Origin of the sequence: Actinomadura rayongensis (assembly GCF_009831215.1) — a bacterium.
GTDB classification, from domain to species: Bacteria; Actinomycetota; Actinomycetes; order Streptosporangiales; family Streptosporangiaceae; genus Spirillospora; species Spirillospora rayongensis.
The window spans coordinates 548,729-570,893 of the sequence record NZ_WUTW01000002.1; the positions used below are offsets into that span (position 1 = coordinate 548,729).

Sequence of the window (22,165 nt, forward strand, 5' to 3'; positions counted from 1 at the left end):
GGACACACGACGATGACGACTTCTACGCGCGAGCGGATCGTGGCCGAATCGCTGCGCCTGTTCGCCGAGCGGGGCTACGCCGCGACGTCGGTCGCCGAGATCGAGGCGGCGGCGGGCCTGTCGCCGGGCGCGGGCGGCCTGTACCGGCACTTCCGGTCCAAGGAGGAGGTGCTCGCGTCGGCGATCCGCGAGCACATCGAGCGCACCCGCAAGCAGGTCAACGAGGTGCTCGCCGGGGCCTCCGCCTACGAGGACCGTCCGCTGCAGGTCCGGCTGAAGATGACGTGCCACGCGGGCCTGGCGAAGATGCGCGAGGAGCAGGACCTCATCCGGGTGCTGTTCCGCGACCTCGACCAGTTCCCGAACCTCGTCGCCGAGATGCGCGAGGGCATCGTCAACCCGCTCTACGACGGCATCGCCGCCTGGCTGTCGGCGCAGCCGGAGTTCGCGGGCGCCGACGAGGACTGGCCCGCCATCGCGTCCATCCTCGGCGGGGCGGTGGTGAACTACTGGCTGGCCAACGAGTCGATGTACGAGCCGCCGACCCGGATCGACGAGAAGCGCTTCGTGGCGAGTTGGGCGCGGCTCGGCATGGGCCTGGTGGCCGACCCGGACCGGCTGCCGCGCGAACCGGCGTCCTGACCGGCGTTCCGGACGCCGCGCCGGGACGGGACGGACGGTCCGCTCCCGGGCGCCGTTACATTGGAGCCGGATGGAAAGCTTCGCGGACTGGCTGCGCGCACGCGACGACGACGCCCTGCGTGCGCTGCTGTCCGCACGGCCCGAACTGGTCACGCCCGTTCCGGCCGACCTCGCCGCGCTCGCGGCCCGCGCCGCCACCCCCGCCGCGATCTCCCGCGCCCTCGACCGGCTGGACCGGTTCACGCTCGCGACGCTGGAGGCCGTGCTCGTCCTGCCCGGCACCGACCTGGCCACCGCGCTCGCCGCGCCGCCCGAACGTGTCGCCGAGGCCGTCGCGACGCTGACCGAGAACGCCCTGGTGTGGGGCGACCAGGGGCCGCGCGCCGCGCCGGGCGTCCGGCAGGCCGTCCCCCATCCGGCCGGGCTCGGCCCGCCGATCGCCGAGGCCTTCGCCGGGTACCCGCCCGCGCGGCTCGCCGACCTCGTCGCCGACCTGACGGGCGAGGAGCAGAACGGCTTCCCCGACGCGGGCCGGCTGCTCGCCCGGCTCGCCGAACTGCTCGCCGACCCCGGCCCGCTCGTCGAGGACGCGGGCCCCGAGGCGCGCGCCGCGCTGGAGCGCCTGGTGTGGGGGCCGCCGTCGGGACGGGTGTCGGACGCGCGTCGGCCCGTCCGGGTCGACACCGCCGCCACCCCGATCGAACGGCTGCTGGCGCGCGGCCTGCTCGCCGCCGAGGACGACCGGACCGTCACGCTGCCCCGCGAGATCGCCCTGCACCTGCGCGGCGGACGGCTGTTCGCCGAGCCCTGCGACGCCCCGCCGCCGCTGCCCGCGCCGGGCGAGCCCCGGCCGGACCGGGTCGCGTCGGCCGCCGCCGGGGAGGCGTTCACGGCCGTCCGGCTGGTGGAGGAGCTGCTGGAGCGGTGGAGCCTCGCGCCGGTGCCGGTGCTGCGCAGCGGGGGCCTCGCCGTCCGCGACCTGCGCGCCGCCGCGACCCTGCTGGACGTCGAGGACTGGCGGGCCGCGCTGCTCGCCGAGACCGCCCTGGCCGCCGGGCTGCTGACCCGCAGCGGCGACCTGGACGGCGAATGGGTCCCGACGCCCGCCTACGACCTGTGGCTGCTGCGCGACGTCGCCGGACGCTGGGTGGAGCTGGCGCGCGGCTGGCTGCGGACCGACCGCGTCCCCGGCCTCGCGGGCGAGCGCGACGACCGGGACCGGCTGATCAACGCGCTCAGCGAGGCCGTCGTGCGGGGCGGCGCGGCCGACCTGCGCCGGTCGGCGCTCGCGGTGCTGGCCGGCGCGCCGCCCGGGACGTCCGCCGACGCCGACGCCGTCCGGGCGCGGCTGGCGTGGCTGCGGCCCCGCTGGTACGCCGGGCGCGGGGGCGTGTTCCGGGACCGGATGGCCGGCTGGACGCTGCGCGAGGCCGCCGCGCTCGGCGTCACCGGGTTCGGCGAGCCGTCCCCGTTCGGCCGCGCGCTGCTCGCGGGCGAGGACCCCGAACCCCTGCTGGAGCCGCTGCTGCCCGAGCCGGTGGACCGGATCCTCATCCAGGCCGACCTGACCGCCGTCGCGCCCGGTCCGCTGGTGGCCGAGCTGGCGCGGGAACTGGCGCTCGCGGCGGACGTGGAGTCGACCGGCGGCGCGACCGTGTACCGGTTCACGCCCGCGTCCGTCCGGCGGGCGCTGGACGCGGGCCGCACCGCCGCCGAACTGACCGAACTTCTCGGCCGCCACGCGACCGGGCCGCTGCCGCAGCCGCTGACCTACCTGATCGAGGACGTCGCGCGGCGGCACGGGCAGCTCCGCGTGGGGTCGGTGGCGTCCTACGTCCGCACCGACGCCGCCGCGACGCTGGACGAGATCCTCGCCGACCGCCGCGCCGCCGGGCTGCGGCTGTTCCGGCTGGCCCCGACCGTGCTGGCGTCCGCGCTGCCGCGCACCGAGCTGCTGGACGCGCTGCGCGACCTCGGCCTCGCGCCGGTCGCCGAGCATCCGGGCGGCGAGGTGATCGTCACCCGGCCGGACGCGCACCGGGCCGAGCCGCCGCCGTCCGCCGAGATCGTCCGGCTGCGGCCGGGCACCGCCGACACCGCCATGATCGACGCGGCGGTGCGCGCGCTGCGGGCCGGGGACGAGGCCGCCCGGTACGCCGCGCCCGCCGGGGAGCCGCCCCGCTCCCCCGCGATGGCGACCGTGGAGCGGCTGCGCGGCGCCGTCGAGCGCGGCCGGCGCGTGTGGATCGGCTACCTGGACCAGCAGGGGCAGTCGTCCAGCCGGATCGTGGAGCCCGTCCGGGTGGACGGCGGGTTCCTCACCGGCTACGACGCGACGCGCGCGGCCGTCCACCGGTTCGCGCTGCACCGGATCACCGGCGTCACCGAGCTGGACGAGGGCTAGGGAAGACACGGGGGCCGTCCGCCGTTGGGTCCGGTGGGCCGCGCGACGGGGTAGCGTGCGTGAGCCCGGTCCCCATCCTTATTCGGAGGCTTCGCCGGTGACCGACGGTCCGCTCATCGTCCAGTCCGACAAGACCCTGCTGCTGGAGGTCGGCCATCCCGGCGCCGACGCCTGCCGCAAGGACATCGCGCCGTTCGCCGAACTCGAACGGGCGCCCGAGCACGTCCACACCTACCGCGTCACGCCGCTCGCGCTGTGGAACGCCCGCGCCGCCGGGCACGACGCCGAGCAGGTCGTGGACGCGCTGCTCAAGCACTCGCGCTATCCCGTCCCGCACGCGCTGCTGGTGGACGTCGCCGACACGATGGCCCGGTACGGGCGGCTGCGGCTGGAGAAGCACCCCGAGCACGGCCTGGTCCTGATGTCGTCGGACCGGTCGGTGCTGGAGGAGGTGCTGCGCGCCAAGAAGGTCAAGGGCATGATCGGCGCGCGGCTGGGCGACGACGCGGTGCTCGTCCACCCGAGCGAGCGCGGCGCGCTCAAGCAGGCGCTGCTCAAGCTCGGCTGGCCCGCCGAGGACCGCGCGGGCTACGTGGACGGCGAGGCGCACGCCATCGACCTGGCCGAGGACGGCTGGGAGCTGCGCCCCTACCAGCGCGAGGCCGCCGACGCGTTCTGGCACGGCGGGTCGGGCGTCGTGGTGCTGCCCTGCGGGTCCGGCAAGACGGTCGTGGGCGCCGCCGCGATGGCCCGCGCCCAGGCGACGACGCTGATCCTCGTCACCAACACCGTGTCGGCGCACCAGTGGAAGCAGGAGCTGATCAAGCGGACGTCCCTCACCGAGGACGAGATCGGCGAGTACACCGGCGCGAAGAAGGAGATCCGGCCCGTCACGATCGCGACGTACCAGATCATGACGACGCGCCGGAAGGGCGCCTACGCGCACCTGGAGCTGTTCGACGCCCGCGACTGGGGCCTCGTGCTGTACGACGAGGTCCACCTGCTGCCCGCGCCGATCTTCCGGATGACCGCCGACCTCCAGGCCCGGCGGCGGCTCGGGCTGACGGCCACGCTCGTCCGCGAGGACGACCGCGAGGGCGACGTGTTCTCGCTCATCGGCCCGAAGCGCTACGACGCGCCGTGGAAGGACATGGAGGCGCAGGGCTGGATCGCGCCCGCCGACTGCGTGGAGGTCCGCGTCACGCTGACCGACGCCGAACGGCTCGCCTACGCCACCGCCGAGCCCGAGGAGCGCTACCGGTTCTGCGCGACGACCGCCACCAAGACCCGGCTGGTCGAGGCCCTGGTGAAGCGGCACGCGGGCGAGCAGACGCTCGTCATCGGCCAGTACATCGACCAGCTCGACGAGCTGGGCGCGCTGCTGGACGCGCCGGTGATCAAGGGCGAGACGCGGGTGAAGGAGCGCGAGCGGCTGTTCGCGGCGTTCCGGTCCGGCGAGCTGAACGTGCTGGTCGTGTCGAAGGTCGCGAACTTCTCCATCGACCTGCCGGAGGCGACCGTCGCCGTCCAGGTCTCGGGCGCGTACGGGTCGCGCCAGGAGGAGGCGCAGCGGCTCGGGCGGCTGCTGCGGCCGAAGGCGTCCGGGCAGGGCGCGCGGTTCTACGCGGTCGTGTCGCGCGACACCCTCGACCAGGACTACGCCGCGCACCGGCAGCGCTTCCTCGCCGAGCAGGGCTACGCGTACCGCATCGTGGACGCGGATGTCGTCCTGTCCGGCGGGGAACTGTAGCCTGGTCCGCATCATGAGTGCCTATTTCTCCCTGGCCGGAAGGCTGCGCCGCGCCTAGCGGCGGGCGTCCCTTCCCTTTTTCCGCGCTCCGCCGCTCCGCGTCCCCGCCGGTGCGGCCGTCTCGCGCTGCGCCGGCTCCTTGCGGTCCCTCACGGAGCCTTCCTTGCGCACTCATGTCCAGGGCCAGCATGAACTGGGCCAGAACTTCCTCGTCTCACGGGAGATCATCGACGCGTTCGTCGCGGCCGTCGCCGCCACGTCCGGTCCGATCGTGGAGATCGGGCCGGGCGGCGGGGCGCTGACCGTCCCGCTCGCGCGGCTCGGCCGGCCGCTGACGGCGGTCGAGATCGACCCGCGGCTCGCCGGGGCGCTGCGGCGGCGCGTGCCGTCCGCGCGCGTGGTGACCGGCGACTTCCTGCGGCACCGGCTGCCGGACGTCCCGCACGTCCTCGCCGGGAACCTGCCGTTCCACCTCACGACCGCGCTGCTGCGCCGGATCCTGCGGGCGCCGGACTGGACGGCGGCGGTCCTGCTCGTCCAGTGGGAGGTCGCGCGGCGCCGGGCCGGGGTCGGCGGCGCCTCGATGATGACGGCGCAGTGGTGGCCGTGGTTCGAGTTCGCGCTGCTGCGCCGCGTCCCGGCCCGCGCGTTCCGGCCCGCGCCCGCCGTCGACGGCGGGCTGCTGACGCTGCGCCGCCGGGACCGCCCGCTGGTGCCGTCCCGCGCGGAGTACCGGGCGTTCGTCCACGCGATCTTCACGGGCCGGGGCCGCGGGGTCGCGGAGATCGCCGTCCGCGCCGGGCTGCCCCGCCGGGACGTCGCGCGGTGGGCGCGGGAGCAGCGGGTACCGGCCGGGGCGCTGCCCAAGGACCTCGACGCCCGGCAGTGGGCCGCGTTGTTCAGGGTGGCCCCGTGACTACCAGCCTCGGCGCGGGCTTCCTGGCCGGTCGGTACGGCGGCAGATTGTTCGCCATGACTACGACAACGGACCTTTCCCTGAAGAACGGCACGTGGACCGTGGACCCGCTGCACTCGTCGGTGGGCTTCGTGATCCGGCACCTCGGGATCTCCAAGGTGCGCGGCGCCTTCCGCGAGTTCGACACGGCGCTGACCGTGGACGGCGACGACATCACCGTCACCGCCGAGGTCAAGGTCGCGTCCCTCGACACGGGGAACTCCGACCGGGACGCGCACGTCCTCAGCGCCGACCTGCTCGACGTCGAGAAGCGGCCGACGCTGGCGTTCCGCTCCACGCGCGTCGAGCGCGACGGCGACGAGGGCACGCTGACCGGCGACCTGACGATCGGGGACGTCACCCGGTCCGTCACGTTCGACGTGGAGTTCGGCGGGCTCGGCGACTTCCCGGGCACGCCGGGCCGGCACGCCGGGTTCGAGGCCACGGGCGAGATCAAGCGCTCGGACTTCGGGATCAACTTCGGCGCGGCCGAGGCGCTCCTCGGCGACAAGATCAAGATCCAGCTCGACGTCCAGTACACCGAGCCCGTCTGACCCGTCCGGGTCAGTAGTGGAACAGCACCTCGTACGGCGGGTTGCCGGGCGCGGACGGCACGTGGCCGGGCTCGGTGCGCGCGACGGCCGCGTGGAGCCGGGCGACGGCGTCCTCTCGCGGGGGCGGAGTGATGCCGAGGGCGGCGAGGAGTTCGGCGCGGGCCGCGTCGAACTCGTCGCCGTCCTCCCGGAAGATCTCCTCCAGCTCGGCGACGTCCGCGTCCGTCGCGTCGCGGTCCAGGTCGCGCCAGTAGGGGAAGCAGGCGACCAGCGTGACGGCCTCGGCGAGGTCGGCCGCGATGAGGCCCGCGCTGCCCTCGGAGTCGGCGTACAGGACGGGCCGGTCCGCGTCGCCGGGGTCGCCGACGAGGAAGTAGGTCCCCCCGCCCGCGTCCCCGGCGATGGGGTGCAGCGGCCGTCCGTTGGGCAGGCGCAGGTCCTCGACGGGGTCGCGGCGGTCGATGTCGAAGTCCCCGGGCCAGGCCAGCAGGTCCGCGATGGTCCGGTCGGACTCGATCCGCCGCAGGAGGTCGTCGCTCTCGCTCACCCGCCGAAGCGTATCCGGCCGTTCACCCTCGGTTCTTCTCCAGGTCGGCGAGGACGGCGGCGAGGCTCGCGCGGACGTGCTCCTCGACGGCGTCCTTGCCGATCCCGAGCCCGGACAGGACGCCGTCGCCACCCTCCTGCTCCAGCAGCGCGAGGAGCACGTGCTCGGTGCCGACGTAGTTGTGGCCGAGGCGCAGCGCCTCGCGGAAGGTGAGTTCGAGGGCCTTGCGGGCCTTCGCGTCGTAGGGGACGAGTTCGGGGACGTCCGGCACGCGCTCGGGCAGGCGCGCCGTCGCGGCCTCCCGGACGGCGTCCAGCGCGACGTCCTGCGCGACGATCGCCTTGGCGGCGAGCGAGTCGGGGTCGCCGAGCAGCCCGAGGACCAGGTGCTCGGGCCGGATCTCGGGGTTGCCCGCCGCCCGCGCCTCGTTCATCGCGGCCATGACGGCGTTGCGCGCCCGGAGCGTGAACCGGCTGAAGCCCTCGTTCGGGTCCAGGTCCGCCGCCGGCTTCGGGACGAACCGCTTCTGCGCGGCCTGCTTGGTCACGCCCATGCTCTTGCCGATGTCGGTCCAGGACGCGCCCGAGCGCCGCGCCTGGTCCACGAAGTGGCCGATGAGGTGGTCCGCGACGTCGCCGAGGTGCTCGGCGGCGACGACCGCGCTGGAGAGCTGTTCGAGCGCGTCGTCGTGGACGGTCTTGATGGCGTCGATCAGCTCGTCGAGCCGTACCGACGCCTTGACCGGGTCAGTGTTCGCCATGCGTCAACCATAAGTTGACGCCCTTGGGTCGTCAACCCCGAGTTGACCCTGCCGGATTCATGGTGATCCGCACGTTCCAGGGTCGGTAGGGTTCCGGATCGTGCGGGTGGTGGTGACAGGAGCGGCCGGATTCATCGGCGGACACGCGGTGGCGGCGCTGGCGCGCGCCGGGCACGACGTGCTCGCCGTCGACGCGCCCGCCCGCTCGCTGACCCCCGGGCCCGCGCGGGACCGCTTCGCCGCGCTGGGCGTCCCGGCCGCGCACGTCGATCTCGCCGAGGATCCCTTGGACGCGGTGGCGGACGCCGACGCCGTCGTCCACCTCGCCGGGCGGCCCGGCGTCCGGACGTCCTGGGGCGCCGGCCGCGCCGCCGTCGCCCGCGACAACGTCGAGGCCACCCGGCGGCTCCTGGACGCCTGCCGGGACTCGGGGGCCAAGGTCGTCCTCGCGTCCAGCTCGTCGGTGTACGGGCCGGCCGGCGCCCGTCCGAGCCGCGAGACCGACCCGCCGCTGCCCGCGAGCCCCTACGCCGAGAGCAAGGTCGAGGTGGAGCGGCTGGCGGCCAAGGCGGCGGACGCGGGCGTCGCGGTCGCCGTCCTGCGCTACTTCTCCGTCTACGGGCCGGGCCAGCGCCCCGACATGGCGTTCCACCGGTTCATCGAGGCGGCATTGGACGGCCGTCCGCTGCCCCTGTTCGGCGACGGGCGGCACCTGCGCTCGTTCACCCACGTCCGCGACGCCGTCGCCGCCACGCTCGCGGCCGTCACGCGGCCCCTGCCGAGCGGCGTCGTCGTCAACGTCGGCAGCGCCGAGCCCGTGTCCGTCCTGGACGCCCTGGAGCGCATCGCGACCGCGCTCGGCGTCCCCGCCGCCGTCACCCGGCGGCCCCTGGTCGCGGGCGACGTGTCGCGCACCTGGGCCGACCCGGGCCTCGCCGAGCACCTGCTCGGCTGGCGGCCCGTCACCGCGCTGGACGACGGCCTCGCCGACCAGATCGCCTGGCACCGGAGCCTCCGATGAAGCACACGTCCGCGTACTTCGCCTTCGACCGCTTCCCGTCCAGCAAGGGGTCGGCCGTCCACATCGCGCGGATGGCCGACGCGCTGTTCGCCTTCGCCGGCGGCGGGCTGCTCGGCGTGCTCGGCGGCGGCCTGCCGCGCCGCCAGCTCGAAGGGGACCGGGAGATCCTGCGCTTCGACGCCCAGATCCCGAACCTCATCGACCGCGCCGAGGCGTACTCGGCGTGGGTCGCCGACCGGCTCGCCGAGCACGTCGGCACGCTGGAGATCGTCCACGTCCGGGACCCGTGGAGCGCGCTGCCGGTCGCCACCGCGCCCGGCCGCCGCTACCGGATCGTCTACGAGGTGAACGGGCTGCCGTCGATCGAGCTGGCGCACACCTGGCCGGCCGCGGCGCCGTCCGCGCTGGCCAAGATCCGCGAGCTGGAGCGGTTCTGCCTGGCGCGCAGCGACGCGGTCGTCGTCCCGTCGCGGGTCATCGCGGACGCGCTGCGCGGGCTGGACGTGCCGGAGGACCGGATCCACCTCGTCCCGAACGGCGCGGACGTGGTCGCGACGCCGGACCGTCCCGCCGACGCCCCCGCGCGCTACCTGATCTACGTCGGCGCGCTCCAACCGTGGCAGGGCCTGGACGTGCTGCTGCGCGCGTTCGCCCGGCTCGCCGACCTGCCCGACCTGCGGCTGGTGATCTGCGCGTCCGTCCCGGCCCGGCGCGCCAAGCCGGTGCGGCGGCTCGCCGAACGGCTCGGCGTCGCCGACCGGATCGACTGGCACCACACGCTCCCCCACCCCGAGGTCGCGGCCTGGCTCGCGCACGCCGAGGCGTCGATCGCGCCGCTGACGGGCTGCGCGCGCAACGTCGAGCAGGGCTGCGCGCCGCTGAAGGTGCTGGAGTCGATGGCGGCGGGCGTGCCGGTCGTCGCGTCGGACCTGCCCGCCGTGCGGGAGCTGATGGCGGGCGGCGAGCACGGACGGCTCGTCCCGGCGGACCGTCCCGCCGAGCTGGCGCGCGCCGTCCGGATCCTCCTGGAATACCCGGCCGAGGCGCGCGCGATGGGCGTCCGTGGGCGCGAACACATCCGTTCTGGCCTGACTTGGACGCATTCGCTCGCGAAACTCGGTGCCGTTTACCGTACGCTCGCATCCGGCACGGAGTGAGGTGGTCTGGGGCGTGTTCTACCGCAAGCAGAAGGCCGCGCTGGCGCGGTTCCATCCCCTTCACCAGGCGCTGGTGCACGAACACCGTCTGTCGGTGACGCTGCCCCGCGACGCCTGGGAACCGCTCATCCAGAGCTGCGCGCAGCACCGGGCGCACATCCGCCGCCGCAAGTGGGCGCTGCCGGACGAGGTGCCGCTCGTGCTCGTGCCGCTGGTGCGCGTCCTGTCCCGCGACCTCCGCCGCACCGGGACGATCGGCGTCACCGCCGACCTCACCGGCCCCGAGGCCGCCGGCAAGGCCGGGCCGCAGCAGAGCCTCCAGGTGCGCCGTCCGATCCGGCGCGTGCTGCAGTGGTACGCGTTCGACCCGTGGCTCGCCGTCCGCGCCGAGCTGCGCGACGGCTCCACGCTCGACATCGCCGTCGTGGACCGCGTCCGGTTCCGCAAGATCACCAAGACCAACCCGCGCGGCAAGATCAAGACGAAGACCAAGTCCAAGACGCTGCGGGTCATCACGGTCACGCGGCGGCTGCCGAAGGGCGCGGTGCTGACCCGTCCCGCGTCGCCGCCGCCCCCGTGGATCCGGGTGCGGATCAAGGACGGCCCGCGCCCGGTGATCCGGCTGCGCGCGCGGATCCCGAACGCGCCCCGCTCGTCCGGGCTGCCGAACCACATCCTGCACCTGTCGGCCGAGGCGTTCCGGTGGACGGCGCCGCAGGCGAGGAGGGCGTCGTGAACCCCTGCACCGTGACGACCGGGTTCTTCCTGCTGCGCGGCTGCGGCCGTCCGGCCGTGGCGGGCTGCGCGCGGTGCGGACGCGGGCTGTGCCAGGGCCACGCCGCGCAGAACGGCGGCATCTGCCCGGAGTGCTCGGCGCCCGCGACCGAGGACTTCTACCACCCGTATTGGACCGACGGTTATCGCCGCCGGTACTACACCGAGAGCGCCAGCGCCTACAACGACCCGTACTGGTACTCGACGTTCGACACCTACGACCGGGGCGCGTTCGACCAGGGCGGCGACTGGGCGTCCGGCGGCGGGGACTTCGACGGCGACTTCGACGGCTCGGACTTCGTGGACTCCTGATGCGGGTCCTCTGGGTCACCGAGCACTATCCGCCGAGCAAGGGCGGCATGGCCGAGTCGTGCGACCGGATCGTCCGGGGGCTGCGCGGCGCGGGCGTCGCGGTGGACGTCGCGCACCTCACCCGCCGCGCCCGGCCGTGGCGGACCGAGCGCGAGCACGGCGGGCTGCTGATCACCGCGCCGCTCGCCGACGATCCCGAGCACGCCCTGCGGCGGCTGCTGACGGCCGTCGACGGGCCGTACACGCACGTGGCGGCGTTCGGCGGGATCTACGCGCTGCTGGCCGGTCCCGTCCTCGCGTCGCTGCTCTCCGCGCGGCTGATCACTCTGCTGCGCGGCAACGACCTGGACACCGGCGCGTTCTCGGTGCGGCGGCGTCCGGTGCTGACGGACGCGCTGCGTGCGTCGGCGCGGGTCTGCGTCGTTGCGCGGTCGCATATTCCGCTGGTGCGGGCTCTGGCGCCGGACTGTGCGGTCACGTTCGTCGCCAACAGCGTGGACACCGCGCAATGGCAGGTGCTGCCGTCCGAACGGTCGCAGGCTGCGGCGTGGCGCAGTGAGCACGTCGCGGACGGACGGCGCACGCTCGGGCTCATCGGGCAGCTCAAGAGCAAGAAGGGCGTCGGGTTCCTGCTGGACGCGCTGCACGCCTCGGGGCACGCCGCCCGGTTCCATCTCGTGCTGGTCGGGGAGCTGGAGGAGAGCGTGCTCGCGCGGCTGGACGTCCCGCACACGCACCTGCCGTTCCGCGAGCGCTACGACCTGCCGCCGGTCTACGCGGCGTGCGACCTCGTCGCGCTGCCGTCCTTCTACGACGGGATGCCGAACGTGGCGCTGGAGGCGGCGGCGCTCGGCGTGCCGCTGCTGGCGTCGGACGCGGGCGGCCTCGCCGACGTCGCCGACGACGGGATCGGCTTCACCTTCCGCGCCGGGGACGCGCACGGCTGCCGCGCCGCGCTGGACCGGGCGGCCCGCGCCACGGACGCCGAGCTGGCCAAGCTCGGCGCTGCGGCGGCCGAGCGGGTCGCGCGGGACTTCGCGCCCGCCGCCGAGACCGCCGGCTACCAGGCCGTCCTCACCGAGACCCTGTGATCCTCTGCTACGCCGAAGGGGACGGGCTGGGGCATCTCACCCGCGTCCGGGCCTTTCTCCACACGACCGGCCGCACCGGCCCCGTCACCTACCGCACGACGTCACCCTTCGCCTCCGACCCACGCGTCATCGTCCCGGCGCCCTCGGGCGAGTTCGCCGTCGGAGCCGTCGGGGGCGCCGCGTCGGGCCTCCCGGCCGAGAACGTCGCCGCAGCCGTGGGTTCGGGCGCCCGGGACGAGTTCGTGGTCGACGCCTTCCCCGCCGGGCGGCACGGCGAACTGAGCGCCGCCGACGTCCCGCGCGGCGCCCGGACGATCCACCTCGCGCGGCTGCTGCGCTGGGACGTCTACCGCGAGCGCCTGCCCACCGATCCGATCCGCTACGACCGGACGTACGTGCTGGAGGACCTGGACACCGCGCACCTGGCGTACCTGCGGTCGGTGTCGGACGAGGTGCTGCCCCTCGTCCTGCGCGACCCGCCCGCGCCGCCGGCGTGCGAACCGGTGCGGGGCTGGCTGCTCGTCCACTCGGGCCCGGACGCCGAGATCCTCGAACTCACCGCGTACGCACTGGACATGGCCGCCGTGGAGGGCGTCGCGCCGGACATGACGCTGGTGGCGCCGCGCCGTCCGGACGGCCTCCCGCCCGGGATCGCCCACCGCGACGCCTACCCGGCGTGGCCGCTCGCGGCGGACGCGGACCGGATCGTCACGGCGGCCGGGTTCAACGCCGTCCGGCAGTTCGCGCCATGGCGGGAACGGCACCGGATGCTGCCGTTCCCGCGCACGCTGGACGACCAGTTCGCGCGGGCGCGTCAGGCCCGCAGCCTGGGCAGCACCTCGGCGCCGTAGAACTTGAAGAACGCGTCCTGGTCCGGGCCGATCTGGTTGATGTAGACCTCCTCGAACCCGGCGTTCGTGAACTCCTCGACGGCCGCGATATGCCGGTCGAGGTCCGGTCCGCACGGGACGTTCTGCTTGACGCGGTCCACGGTGACCAGCTCACTGACCTGTTCGAAGTGCCGGGGCTGCTTCAGCACCTGCAACGCCTCACCGGGCACCTGCTCGTTGCGCCACAGGCGATGCGCGGTAGCGGCGCACTCGTCCTCGTCCGGGCCGTAGCACGCCTTGAACCCACCGGCGACGATCTTGCCCTCGCCGCCCTCGTCCCGGAACAACCGAACGGCGTCGGCGTCGGGGAACGTGGAGATCAGGCCGTCCGCCAGCCGCGCGGCCATCGAGATCGCCTTCGGCCCGTACGCGGACATCAGGATCGGCGGCGGATCGTCCGGGACGGTGTAGAGCCGCGCCGTCTCCACCGTGAAGTGCCGTCCCCGGTGCGAGATCTGCCGCCCGCCGTGGAGCGCTCGGATGATCTCGACGGCCTCCTCCAGCATCTCCAGCCGCTCGGCCGCCGACGGCCAGCGCTCCCCGGTGATGTGCTCGTTCAGCGCCTCACCCGTCCCGACGCCGAGCCGGAACGTCCCGCCCGTCATCACCTGGGACGTCGCGGCGGCCTGCGCCACGATCGCCGGGTGGTACCGAACGGTCGGGCACGTCACCGCCGTCGTCACCGGGATTGACACCACCTGCGACAACGCCCCGATCACTGACCACACGAACGGCGACTCGCCCTGCTCGGGCAGCCAGGGATGAAAGTGGTCGGAGATCCACAGCGCCTCGAACCCGGCGTCCTCGGCGAGCTGCGCCTGCCGGATCAGCTCGTCCGGCCGGTGCTCCTCACAGTTCAGCGTGTACCCGAAAACAGTCATGCCGCCCGCCTACCCCGCCCGCGCGCCCCCAACTGTCCCCACAAGGCAAAACCGCGCCGACCCGGTCGGCGCGGCAACGGTGCTCGCCCCCGCAGACGCGCCACGACCGCCGGTCCGGCCGCCGCCCGCGGACCCGCACGGACGCCGGGCCGGGCCCGGCGGCCTGGGCGCGGTCAGCGGGCGCGGGCGCCGGCTCGTAGGCGTTCGGGGTCGATTTCGCGGGCCGGGTAGCGCCGCAGGTATTCGGTCTCCAGTTGCTCGGTGCGGGACGTGTGCTCGGCGAGGGCGTCGTCGCTGCCGTGCCGGAGCGTGTCCGTCCGCGTCGCGTGCAGGTGGGCCAGCTCGCGGAAGAGGTCGTCGTCGTGCAGGCGGGACGCGTCGATTCCGGTACTCATGGCGCCCGCCTACCCGATCACTCCGCCGCGAATCCGCGCCGAGGGCGGCAGAACACCCGCAGCTGGCCCGGGTACTTGCCGAACTCGATCGCGGACGGCACCGTCGACACCTCGCCGTCGCGCGCCAGGCGCAGCCCGCCGGGCGGGGCCACGACGTCCAGCACGTCGGTCTTCCACTGCCGGTAGCCGGGCACCGCGCGCAGATGGCCGAGCAGGACGGACGCGACCGCGCGCAGCCGGGGCAGCCGCCCGCCCGCGAGGACGAGCCGGACGTCCAAGCGCCCGTCGTCCAGCCGCTTGCGCCACGTCGGGGCCGGGCCGCGCGAACCGAACGAGCAGTTGCCCACGAAGCCCAGCCAGACGCTAACCGGACGGCCGCCGACCCGCATGTCCACGGGCTGGGCGTGCCGCAGCGTCCGCGTCGCCGCGACGGCCAGCGCCGCCCACTTGCCGAGCCGTCCCTCCAGCCGCTCGCGCCGGTCGACCAGCTCGGGGTAGGCGCCGAAGCTCGCCGTGTTCAGGAACAGCAGGTCCTCCTCGCCGCCGTTGGCCGGGGCCGCGAACGCCACGTCCGCGCGGCCGAGGCAGCCCTCCCGGTACGCCGCGACGGCGTCGGTGGGGTGTTCGAGACCGAGGGCGCGGGCGAAGTGGTCGAACGTCCCGCCGGGGACGGGCAGAAGCGGAACACGGTTCCGCAAGGCCGCGCGGGCGCCCACGTTGACCGTCCCGTCGCCGCCGATCACGGCCAGCACCTCGGCGCGGGCGGCGGCCTCGTCCAGGACCTTCGCCAGGTCGTCGCCGCCCTCCGGCCGGACGATCTCCGCCGCGGGGAACTCGCGTTCCACGAGGTCCAGGGCGAGTTCGCCGGACGTCGGCAGCAGCCCCGCGCCGTTGTCCCCCGAGCCGCCGTTCACCACGACGACCATGCCCTGGCCGTCCGGAGCGATCTTCACGCGTTCACGGCCCGTCCGGGCGACCTCGGCCACCGCCGGGCGCGCGGGCCAGACCAGCCGCGTCCCCGCCCCGGCCAGCGCGCCGAGCGCCAGGCCCGCCAGCACGTCCCCCGGATAGTGCGCGCCCGTGTAGACGCGGGAGAACGCGACCGCCGCCGCCGTCGCCGCGACCGGCACCGCCACCCGCGCCGGGGCCTCCAGCGCCACGCCCGTCGCGAACGCCGCCGCCGACGCCGAGTGCCCCGATGGGAACGCGTGCGACGACGGAGGCCGCCACCGCACCCGCCGCGTCGGCACCAGATCCAGCACCGGCCGGCGCCGCCGGAACGCCTGCTTGCCGAGCAGGTTCACCACCGGGCTCGCCACCGCGATGCCGAGCACCCCGCGCAGCGCCGCCCGCCGCAGGCCCGCCCGGCGCGTCGCCGCGAGGCCCGCGGCAGTCCCGAACCAGAGGACGCCGTGGTCCGCCGTCCGCGACAGCACCGGCAGCACGTGCTCCAGGCCCGACAGCCGCGCCGCCGCGACCCGCTCGAAAGCGCGCCGGTCCAGGTCCGCCGCCAGCCGCAACCCGCGCGGCCCGCCGTTCCGTCCGTTGTTTCGCCACATGGTCCGGGGTATCCCCGGGACGTGCGACATGATTCCCGTAGATCTCAATCCGGCCGTACATGCGGGTGAACGTCACGGGAAGGAGACGGACTGCAATAGGCTTCGCGACATGAGTCACCGGGAACCGCTCGGCGCCTCCTCCGGCGAGCCGGTCGCCACCATCAGCGACCCGGCTCCGTGGAATGGCGCGGGCAGTGCGTCGCTGGCGGAGTTCGCCGCCCAGCACGGACTTCGGCAGAGCGCGGCGCGGCCGAAGCCGCTCGCCTACGTCAAGGCGCTCTGGCAGCGGCGGACGTTCATCTGGAACCTCGCCAGCGCCAAGACCGCGGCCACCTACAGCGGCTCACGACTCGGCCAGGTGTGGCAGATCCTGACCCCGCTGCTCAACGCCGGGGTCTACTACCTGATCTTCGGTCTGCTGCTCGGGCAGAACAAGAACATCCACAACTATCCGGCGTTTCTGATCACCGGCGTCTTCGTCTTCACGTTCACGCAGCGGTCGCTGAGCGCGGGAGCCCGGTCGATCGGCAACAACATGTCGCTGATCCGCGCTTTGCACTTCCCCCGCGCGACGCTCCCGCTGGCCTACGTGATCATGGAGCTGCAGCAACTCCTGATCTCGATGGGCGTCCTCATCGTGATCGTGCTCATCACCGGCGAGCCGCCCAGTCTTCAATGGCTGACCCTCTTTCCGGCACTTGTTCTTCAACTGATATTCAACATCGGCATCAGCATGATGGTCGCGCGGCTCGGCGCGTTCATCCAGGACGTCCAGCAGCTCCTGCCGTTCATCACCCGCACCTGGCTGTACTTCTCCGGCGTCTTCTTCATGATCGCCGAGCGGGTGGACAGCATCACCAAGCACGGGCACCACTGGATCGGGCGGATCTTCGAGGCCAACCCGGCCGCCGTGTTCATCGAACTCGTCCGGTTCGCGCTGCTGGAGACCTATCACAAGGACGCGGCCAAATATCATCTGGACCACGGCCTCATGTGGCTGTACGCGGTGATCTGGGCGGTCGTCGCCTTCGTCGGCGGGTTCTGGTACTTCTACCGGGCGGAGGAGAGGTATGGCCGTGGCTAAGGCTTTGAAGGAGAGAGGCTCGGTGGCCGAAGCGCAGCCCGAGGTGCGCCCCGACCCGACACGCGAGCCCATCGTCGTCGTGGACGGCCTGCACATCATCTACCGCGTCTACAGCGGAGGCGGTGGCAAGGGCAGCGCCGCGACCGCCCTGATGCGCATCATCAAGCGGGAGAACCGGCCGCAGACGAAGGAGGTCCACGCCGTCAAGGGCGTGTCCTTCATCGCCTACCGGGGCGACGCGATCGGCATCGTCGGGACCAACGGGTCCGGCAAGTCCACCCTGCTGAAGGCCATCGCGGGCCTGCTGCCGCCCGCGCGCGGCGCCGTCTACACCGACGGCCAGCCGTCCCTGCTCGGCGTCAACGCCGCCCTCATGAAAGACCTCTCGGGCTCGCGCAACATCACGCTCGGCTGCCTGGCGATGGGCCTGTCGCCCGACGAGACCAAGGCCAGCTATGACGCGATCGTCAAGTTCGCCGACCTCAAGCCGGGGTTCATCGACTACCCGATGAGCACCTACTCGTCCGGCATGGGCGCGCGGCTCCGGTTCGCCATCGCGGCGGCCCGCACCCACGACGTCCTGCTCATCGACGAGGCCCTCGCCACCGGCGACGCCAAGTTCAAGCGCCGCAGCAAGGCCAAGATCGACGAGCTGCGCGAGGACGCGGGCGCGGTCTTCCTCGTCGCGCACAACCTCGACGTCATCGAGGAGACCTGCAACCGGGTCATCTGGCTGGACGACGGCCGCGTCAAGATGGACGGCGACCCCGAAGAGGTCCTCGGCGCCTACACCGAGGCCACCGGAAAGTGACCACCACGTAAGGACGAGGAGGCCGCTCATGCCCGCACCGCTGCCCGACGAGTACCTGCCGCAGGTTCCGTCCTTCACGCTGACCAGCACCGACATCGCCGAGGGCGCCACCCTCGCGGACGCGCACGTCTTCGACGACTGGGGCTTCACCGGCGGCAACACCTCGCCGCACCTCGCGTGGTCCGGCTTCCCGGCGGAGACCAAGAGCTTCGCGGTGACGTGCTACGACCCGGACGCCCCCACCGGCAGCGGCTTCTGGCACTGGGTCCTGTTCGACGTCCCGGCCACCGTCACCGAACTCCCCGCCGGCGCCGGCGCCCCCGACGCCAAGACGGGCGTCCACGCCCGCAACGACTACGGCCAGAAGGCGTTCGGCGGCGCCGCGCCCCCGCCCGGCCCGCCCCACCGCTACGTCTTCACCGTCCACGCCCTGGACGTCGAGTCCCTCGGCGTGGACTCCGACACGTCCCCCGCCGTGGTCGGCTTCAACATCACCGCCCACACCCTGGCCCGCGCCAAGCTCGTCGCCCTGTACGGCGTCTGAATCCCGCCCAGGGGCGGGCGCCCCCCAGCAGTGCCTTCCCCGTCGGGCGGGGGTGGGAATGCGGAAAGGCCCGCACCGGGGGTGCGGGCCTTTCTCGTGTCGGGGGTCAGTCCTTGTTGAAGTTGACCGCGCCCTCGATGGGGGGCGGGCTGTCGGGGACGCCGGACGGCTTCGGCACGCCCTTGAAGGTGAACTTCGCTTCCTCGCCCGAGCCCTCGACGCCGACGATCACGATCTGGCCGGCCTTGAGCTCGTTGTAGAGGATCTTCTCCGACAGGTTGTCCTCGATCTCCCGCTGGATCGTCCGGCGCAGCGGCCGGGCGCCGAGGACGGGGTCGTAGCCCCGCTCGGCCAGCAGGTCCTTGGCCTCCTGGCGCAGCTCGATCCCCATGTCGCGGTCGCGCAGCCGCTCGTCCACGCGGGCGATCATCAGATCCACGATCTGGATGATCTCCTTCGGGGTGAGCTGGTGGAAGACCACCGTGTCGTCCACGCGGTTCAGGAACTCGGGGCGGAAGTGCTGCTTCAGCTCCTCGCCGACCTTGGCCTTCATCCGCTCGTAGGAGCCCTGGTCGTCGTTGGACCGCGCGAACCCCATCGACTGGCCCTTGGAGATGTCCCGGGTGCCGAGGTTGGTCGTCATGATGATGACCGTGTTCTTGAAGTCCACGACGCGGCCCTGCGCGTCGGTGAGGCGGCCGTCCTCCAGGATCTGGAGGAGCGAGTTGAAGATGTCCTGGTGGGCCTTCTCGATCTCGTCGAACAGGACGACCGAGAACGGCTTGCGGCGCACCTTCTCGGTGAGCTGGCCGCCCTCCTCGTACCCGACGTAGCCGGGCGGGGAGCCGAACAGCCGCGAGACGGTGTGCTTCTCCATGAACTCGGACATGTCGAGCTGGATCAGCGCGTCCTCGTCGCCGAACAGGAACTCCGCCAGCGTCTTGGACAGCTCGGTCTTACCGACGCCGGACGGGCCGGCGAAGATGAACGAGCCGCCGGGGCGTTTGGGGTCCTTCAGGCCCGCGCGGGTGCGCCGGATCGACTGGGAGAGCGCGCGGATCGCGTCCTCCTGGCCGATGACGCGCTTGTGCAGCTCGTCCTCCATGCGGAGCAGGCGGCTGCTCTCCTCCTCGGTCAGCTTGAAGACCGGGATGCCGGTGGCGGTCGCGAGCACCTCGGCGATCAGTTCCTCGGTGACCTCGGCGACGACGTCCATGTCGCCGGCCTTCCACTCCTTCTCCCGCTGCGCCTTCTGGCCGAGGAGCTGCTTCTCGGAGTCGCGCAGCGCGGCGGCCTTCTCGAAGTCCTGCGCGTCGATCGCGGACTCCTTCTCGCGCCGGACGTCGGCGATCTTCTCGTCGTACTCGCGCAGGTCCGGCGGGGCGGTCATGCGGCGGATGCGCATCCGCGAGCCGGCCTCGTCGATGAGGTCGATCGCCTTGTCGGGGAGGAAGCGGTCGCTGATGTACCGGTCGGCGAGCTGGGCGGCGGCGACGAGCGCGCTGTCGGTGATCGACACGCGGTGGTGCGCCTCGTAGCGGTCCCGCAGGCCCTTGAGGATCTCGATCGTGTGCGACAGGGACGGCTCGGCGACCTGGATGGGCTGGAACCGGCGCTCCAGCGCCGCGTCCTTCTCCAGGTACTTGCGGTACTCGTCCAGCGTCGTCGCGCCGATGGTCTGCAGCTCGCCGCGGGCCAGCATCGGCTTGAGGATGCTGGCGGCGTCGATCGCGCCCTCGGCGGCGCCCGCGCCGACGAGCGTGTGCAGCTCGTCGATGAACAGGATGATGTCGCCGCGGGTGCGGATCTCCTTCAGGACCTTCTTGAGGCGTTCCTCGAAGTCGCCGCGGTAGCGGGAGCCGGCCACCAGCGCGCCGAGGTCGAGCGTGTAGAGGTGCTTGTCCTTGAGCGTCTCGGGGACCTCGCCCTTGACGATCTTCTGGGCCAGCCCCTCGACGACGGCGGTCTTGCCGACGCCGGGCTCGCCGATCAGCACCGGGTTGTTCTTGGTGCGGCGCGACAGCACCTGCATGACCCGCTCGATCTCGGTGTCGCGGCCGATCACCGGGTCGAGCTTGCCCTCGCGGGCGGCCTGGGTCAGGTTGCGGCCGAACTGGTCCAGGACGAGCGACGTGGAAGGCGCCGTCTCCGAGGGCGCGCCCGCCGTGGCGGTGCCCTTGTCCTGGTAGCCGTGCAGCAACTGGATCACCTGCTGGCGCACCCGGTTCAGGTCCGCGCCGAGCTTCACGAGCACCTGCGCGGCGACGCCCTCGCCCTCGCGGATCAGGCCCAGCAGGATGTGCTCGGTGCCGATGTAGTTGTGGCCGAGCTGCAGGGCCTCCCGCAGCGAAAGCTCCAGCACCTTCTTGGCGCGCGGAGTGAACGGGATGTGCCCGGACGGCGCCTGCTGGCCCTGGCCGATGATCTCCTCGACCTGCTGGCGCACGGCCTCCAGGCTGATCCCGAGGCTCTCCAGTGCCTTGGCAGCGACACCCTCACCCTCGTGGATCAGGCCCAGGAGGATGTGCTCGGTGCCGATGTAGTTGTGGTTGAGCATCCTGGCCTCTTCTTGAGCCAGGACGACAACCCGCCGCGCGCGGTCGGTGAACCTCTCGAACATCTCGTCGCTCCTCACAGAGCGGTTGGTCGAGTCCGGTACGTCCGGATTCGTCCTTCCGCATGCTAGCCCGCCCCGAGGATGCCGCCCGGTGCCTTCCCACCAGGAGACGTTCCCCAGCTGAGCGCTGTTCAGTCCCATCCAACTACCGCTGCGGTGCGCGATGTTCCCGCTACGCCGCAAGCGAACGGGCTATATCACCCGCGGTCCGCGACGCGTCCCGAGCAAAGCTGAATGGATCCTGTGTACCGCACTGTGAGGACCGCAACCCACCGAACGCTACGCCACAAGCGAACGGCCCGCCCCGGAGCACGAGACGGGCCGCCGGCCCGGACGCGAGGGTCAGTGGGCCGCTTCGTACTTCTCGATCACATTCTGCGGGATCCGGCCCCGCTCATTGACCTTGATGCCGTGGGCCTTGGCCCAGGCGCGGATCTCCGCGCTGCGCTCGCGGTTGGAGCCGGTGCGCGGACGGCGGCGGCGGGCGGTGCCGGCCTTGCGCGACTTCTCCACGAACGGCTGCAGGGAATCCCGCAGCTTCTTTGCGTTGGCGCTGCTGAGGTCGATCTCGTAGGAGGCGCCGTCGATCGAGAACGCTACGGTCTCGTCCGCCTCGCCGCCGTCGAGGTCGTCGACGAGAAGCACCTGGACCTTCTGTGCCATGAGGACAGACCTTTCGGTTCGAGCAAACTTCATTCGGTTGAACGAACATATACCGCGAGCCTTGCCGATGACAATTCAGCGCGCGCGTCGGAAGTCATCTTGCCCGCGGTAACGCATCGTAATCGCCGGAGCCGGAATCTCGTGGACCGCCGTTACCGTGGCGCGCCGCCGCGCGGACGGGCCCGGGCGGCGGGAATTGTCCCGGCCCGGCACGGCCGCCATATGGCCGTGACGGCCGTCACCTCGGCCCCCTCACCAGGGGATCCGCCCCCGTATTGGACCGGGCTTCCAAGGGGGCGGCGGCATTCCCGGCCGCGTCCGGGCGCCCATGCGGCGTCCCAAAAGGCAGGACACGGAGCGTTAACCGACCCCTCGGGACGGGCCGCCGACGCCCTCGATTAAGCCCGGCGTATCGGGACTAAGCGCGCCATCGGCCGACGAATGCGGCCCCCGGACCGCGGCCCGGGCAGGGCGCACGGACCCGCGACCGGGCCATGTCAACGAATAACGAGACCGGCCGGACGGGCGGAAACCGCTTGCAGAGAAGGGAGCACCGCTCCTTTTAGCGCCAGTTAAGTCGCCAATGCCGCGCTTGTCCGGAGGCGGGTTCCCGGACGGCGCCAGCGAACAAGATACGGCACCGGCGCGTCCCCCCGGGGCTTCTCCGGCGCCCTTCGGAAGGCGCGCACAAGGACGCCGACGGGGGCTCATCTCGCACAACGGCCAATTCGACATGGCCGGGTGGTCAGGTCGA

21 protein-coding genes are annotated in these 22,165 nt (G+C 73.0%); 14 read left to right on the plus strand and 7 right to left on the minus strand.

Features of this window, described 5'->3' with window-relative positions; genetic code table 11:
* Positions 1-12: 12 nt before the first annotated feature.
* The 5 genes from GQ466_RS11860 (at position 13) to GQ466_RS11880 (ending at position 6,305) form a co-directional block, all read left to right on the plus strand.
* Entirely contained in the window at positions 13-642 is a 630-nt protein-coding gene (locus GQ466_RS11860) for a TetR/AcrR family transcriptional regulator (protein ID WP_202420395.1), read from the plus strand.
* A 70-nt stretch (positions 643-712) separates the two neighbouring features.
* Complete coding sequence (locus GQ466_RS11865) at positions 713-3,046, plus strand: helicase-associated domain-containing protein (RefSeq protein WP_161102921.1); 2,334 nt, start codon at positions 713-715, stop codon at positions 3,044-3,046.
* 97 nt (positions 3,047-3,143) lie between these two features.
* Complete coding sequence (locus GQ466_RS11870) at positions 3,144-4,796, plus strand: DNA repair helicase XPB (protein ID WP_161102922.1); 1,653 nt, start codon at positions 3,144-3,146, stop codon at positions 4,794-4,796.
* Between the two features lie 163 nt (positions 4,797-4,959).
* Complete coding sequence (erm, locus tag GQ466_RS11875) at positions 4,960-5,712, plus strand: 23S ribosomal RNA methyltransferase Erm (RefSeq protein ID WP_161102923.1); 753 nt, start codon at positions 4,960-4,962, stop codon at positions 5,710-5,712.
* Between the two features lie 56 nt (positions 5,713-5,768).
* Positions 5,769-6,305: a YceI family protein gene (locus tag GQ466_RS11880; RefSeq protein ID WP_161102924.1), complete on the plus strand. Its 537-nt coding sequence runs from the start codon at positions 5,769-5,771 to the stop codon at positions 6,303-6,305.
* Between the two features lie 10 nt (positions 6,306-6,315).
* Here GQ466_RS11880 and GQ466_RS11885 read toward each other — a convergent pair whose 3' ends face one another.
* Positions 6,316-6,852, minus strand: coding sequence for a hypothetical protein (locus tag GQ466_RS11885; RefSeq protein WP_161102925.1), 537 nt, complete (start codon positions 6,850-6,852; stop codon positions 6,316-6,318).
* Positions 6,853-6,874: 22 nt separating this feature from the next.
* Positions 6,875-7,612: a Clp protease N-terminal domain-containing protein gene (locus GQ466_RS11890; protein ID WP_161102926.1), complete on the minus strand. Its 738-nt coding sequence runs from the start codon at positions 7,610-7,612 to the stop codon at positions 6,875-6,877.
* 109 nt (positions 7,613-7,721) lie between these two features.
* Here GQ466_RS11890 and GQ466_RS11895 point away from each other — a divergent pair, with 109 nt between their 5' ends.
* The 6 genes from GQ466_RS11895 to GQ466_RS11920 are packed head-to-tail and all read left to right on the plus strand — an operon-like array spanning position 7,722 to position 12,818.
* Positions 7,722-8,633, plus strand: coding sequence for an NAD-dependent epimerase/dehydratase family protein (locus GQ466_RS11895; RefSeq protein WP_161102927.1), 912 nt, complete (start codon positions 7,722-7,724; stop codon positions 8,631-8,633).
* On the plus strand, positions 8,630-9,790 hold the full coding sequence (locus GQ466_RS11900) for a glycosyltransferase family 4 protein (RefSeq protein WP_161102928.1): 1,161 nt from the start codon (positions 8,630-8,632) through the stop codon (positions 9,788-9,790). Before GQ466_RS11895 ends, GQ466_RS11900 begins: the two co-directional genes overlap by 4 nt.
* A 1-nt stretch (position 9,791) precedes the next feature.
* Positions 9,792-10,526, plus strand: a complete 735-nt coding sequence (locus GQ466_RS11905; protein ID WP_161102929.1) for a hypothetical protein — start codon at positions 9,792-9,794, stop codon at positions 10,524-10,526.
* The gene (locus tag GQ466_RS11910) at positions 10,523-10,876 is read left to right on the plus strand and encodes a hypothetical protein (protein ID WP_235828266.1); all 354 of its coding nucleotides are present in this window, start codon (positions 10,523-10,525) and stop codon (positions 10,874-10,876) included. Before GQ466_RS11905 ends, GQ466_RS11910 begins: the two co-directional genes overlap by 4 nt.
* Positions 10,876-11,967, plus strand: a complete 1,092-nt coding sequence (locus tag GQ466_RS11915) for a glycosyltransferase family 4 protein (RefSeq protein WP_237417856.1) — start codon at positions 10,876-10,878, stop codon at positions 11,965-11,967. Before GQ466_RS11910 ends, GQ466_RS11915 begins: the two co-directional genes overlap by 1 nt.
* Entirely contained in the window at positions 11,964-12,818 is an 855-nt protein-coding gene (locus tag GQ466_RS11920) for a hypothetical protein (RefSeq protein WP_161102930.1), read from the plus strand. The genes GQ466_RS11915 and GQ466_RS11920 overlap by 4 nt, the downstream gene beginning before the upstream one ends.
* Here GQ466_RS11920 and GQ466_RS11925 read toward each other — a convergent pair.
* The 3 genes from GQ466_RS11925 to GQ466_RS11935 all read right to left on the minus strand — a co-directional run bounded on the left by GQ466_RS11925 (position 12,782) and on the right by GQ466_RS11935 (position 15,692).
* Entirely contained in the window at positions 12,782-13,738 is a 957-nt protein-coding gene (locus tag GQ466_RS11925) for a TIGR03557 family F420-dependent LLM class oxidoreductase (protein ID WP_161102931.1), read from the minus strand. The genes GQ466_RS11920 and GQ466_RS11925 overlap by 37 nt on opposite strands.
* A gap of 173 nt (positions 13,739-13,911) precedes the next feature.
* Positions 13,912-14,133, minus strand: a complete 222-nt coding sequence (locus tag GQ466_RS11930; protein ID WP_161102932.1) for a DUF6158 family protein — start codon at positions 14,131-14,133, stop codon at positions 13,912-13,914.
* A 17-nt stretch (positions 14,134-14,150) separates the two neighbouring features.
* Complete coding sequence (locus GQ466_RS11935; RefSeq protein ID WP_161102933.1) at positions 14,151-15,692, minus strand: bifunctional phosphatase PAP2/diacylglycerol kinase family protein; 1,542 nt, start codon at positions 15,690-15,692, stop codon at positions 14,151-14,153.
* A 109-nt stretch (positions 15,693-15,801) separates the two neighbouring features.
* Here GQ466_RS11935 and GQ466_RS11940 point away from each other — a divergent pair, with 109 nt between their 5' ends.
* From GQ466_RS11940 to GQ466_RS11950, 3 genes are read left to right on the plus strand one after another with little or no spacing between them, the layout of a single operon-like run.
* Positions 15,802-16,776: an ABC transporter permease gene (locus GQ466_RS11940; protein WP_161102934.1), complete on the plus strand. Its 975-nt coding sequence runs from the start codon at positions 15,802-15,804 to the stop codon at positions 16,774-16,776.
* A gap of 22 nt (positions 16,777-16,798) precedes the next feature.
* The gene (locus GQ466_RS11945) at positions 16,799-17,587 is read left to right on the plus strand and encodes an ATP-binding cassette domain-containing protein (protein WP_161102935.1); all 789 of its coding nucleotides are present in this window, start codon (positions 16,799-16,801) and stop codon (positions 17,585-17,587) included.
* A 28-nt stretch (positions 17,588-17,615) separates the two neighbouring features.
* On the plus strand, positions 17,616-18,131 hold the full coding sequence (locus GQ466_RS11950) for a YbhB/YbcL family Raf kinase inhibitor-like protein (protein ID WP_161102936.1): 516 nt from the start codon (positions 17,616-17,618) through the stop codon (positions 18,129-18,131).
* A gap of 106 nt (positions 18,132-18,237) precedes the next feature.
* On the opposite strand, the gene GQ466_RS11955 is transcribed toward GQ466_RS11950, so the two are convergent.
* A complete protein-coding gene (locus tag GQ466_RS11955; protein ID WP_161102937.1) occupies positions 18,238-20,751 on the minus strand; it encodes an ATP-dependent Clp protease ATP-binding subunit in 2,514 nt (837 codons plus the stop codon).
* Positions 20,752-21,090: 339 nt separating this feature from the next.
* Positions 21,091-21,411, minus strand: coding sequence for a histone-like nucleoid-structuring protein Lsr2 (locus GQ466_RS11960; RefSeq protein ID WP_103561763.1), 321 nt, complete (start codon positions 21,409-21,411; stop codon positions 21,091-21,093).
* Positions 21,412-22,165: the final 754 nt, after the last annotated feature.

Excerpts from the sequence above, each read along its gene's own strand:
- GQ466_RS11860 (WP_202420395.1), top strand. The coding sequence starts at position 13 with ATGACGACTTCTACGCGCGAGCGGATCGTGGCCGAATCGCTGCGCCTG.
- GQ466_RS11865 (WP_161102921.1), top strand. The coding sequence starts at position 713 with ATGGAAAGCTTCGCGGACTGGCTGCGCGCACGCGACGACGACGCCCTG.
- GQ466_RS11880 (WP_161102924.1), top strand. The coding sequence starts at position 5,769 with ATGACTACGACAACGGACCTTTCCCTGAAGAACGGCACGTGGACCGTG.
- GQ466_RS11890 (WP_161102926.1), bottom strand. The coding sequence starts at position 7,612 with ATGGCGAACACTGACCCGGTCAAGGCGTCGGTACGGCTCGACGAGCTG.
- GQ466_RS11900 (WP_161102928.1), top strand. The coding sequence starts at position 8,630 with ATGAAGCACACGTCCGCGTACTTCGCCTTCGACCGCTTCCCGTCCAGC.
- GQ466_RS11915 (WP_237417856.1), top strand. The coding sequence starts at position 10,876 with ATGCGGGTCCTCTGGGTCACCGAGCACTATCCGCCGAGCAAGGGCGGC.
- GQ466_RS11925 (WP_161102931.1), bottom strand. The coding sequence starts at position 13,738 with ATGACTGTTTTCGGGTACACGCTGAACTGTGAGGAGCACCGGCCGGAC.
- GQ466_RS11930 (WP_161102932.1), bottom strand. The coding sequence starts at position 14,133 with ATGAGTACCGGAATCGACGCGTCCCGCCTGCACGACGACGACCTCTTC.
- GQ466_RS11935 (WP_161102933.1), bottom strand. The coding sequence starts at position 15,692 with ATGTGGCGAAACAACGGACGGAACGGCGGGCCGCGCGGGTTGCGGCTG.
- GQ466_RS11940 (WP_161102934.1), top strand. The coding sequence starts at position 15,802 with ATGAGTCACCGGGAACCGCTCGGCGCCTCCTCCGGCGAGCCGGTCGCC.
- GQ466_RS11950 (WP_161102936.1), top strand. The coding sequence starts at position 17,616 with ATGCCCGCACCGCTGCCCGACGAGTACCTGCCGCAGGTTCCGTCCTTC.
- GQ466_RS11955 (WP_161102937.1), bottom strand. The coding sequence starts at position 20,751 with ATGTTCGAGAGGTTCACCGACCGCGCGCGGCGGGTTGTCGTCCTGGCT.
- GQ466_RS11960 (WP_103561763.1), bottom strand. The coding sequence starts at position 21,411 with ATGGCACAGAAGGTCCAGGTGCTTCTCGTCGACGACCTCGACGGCGGC.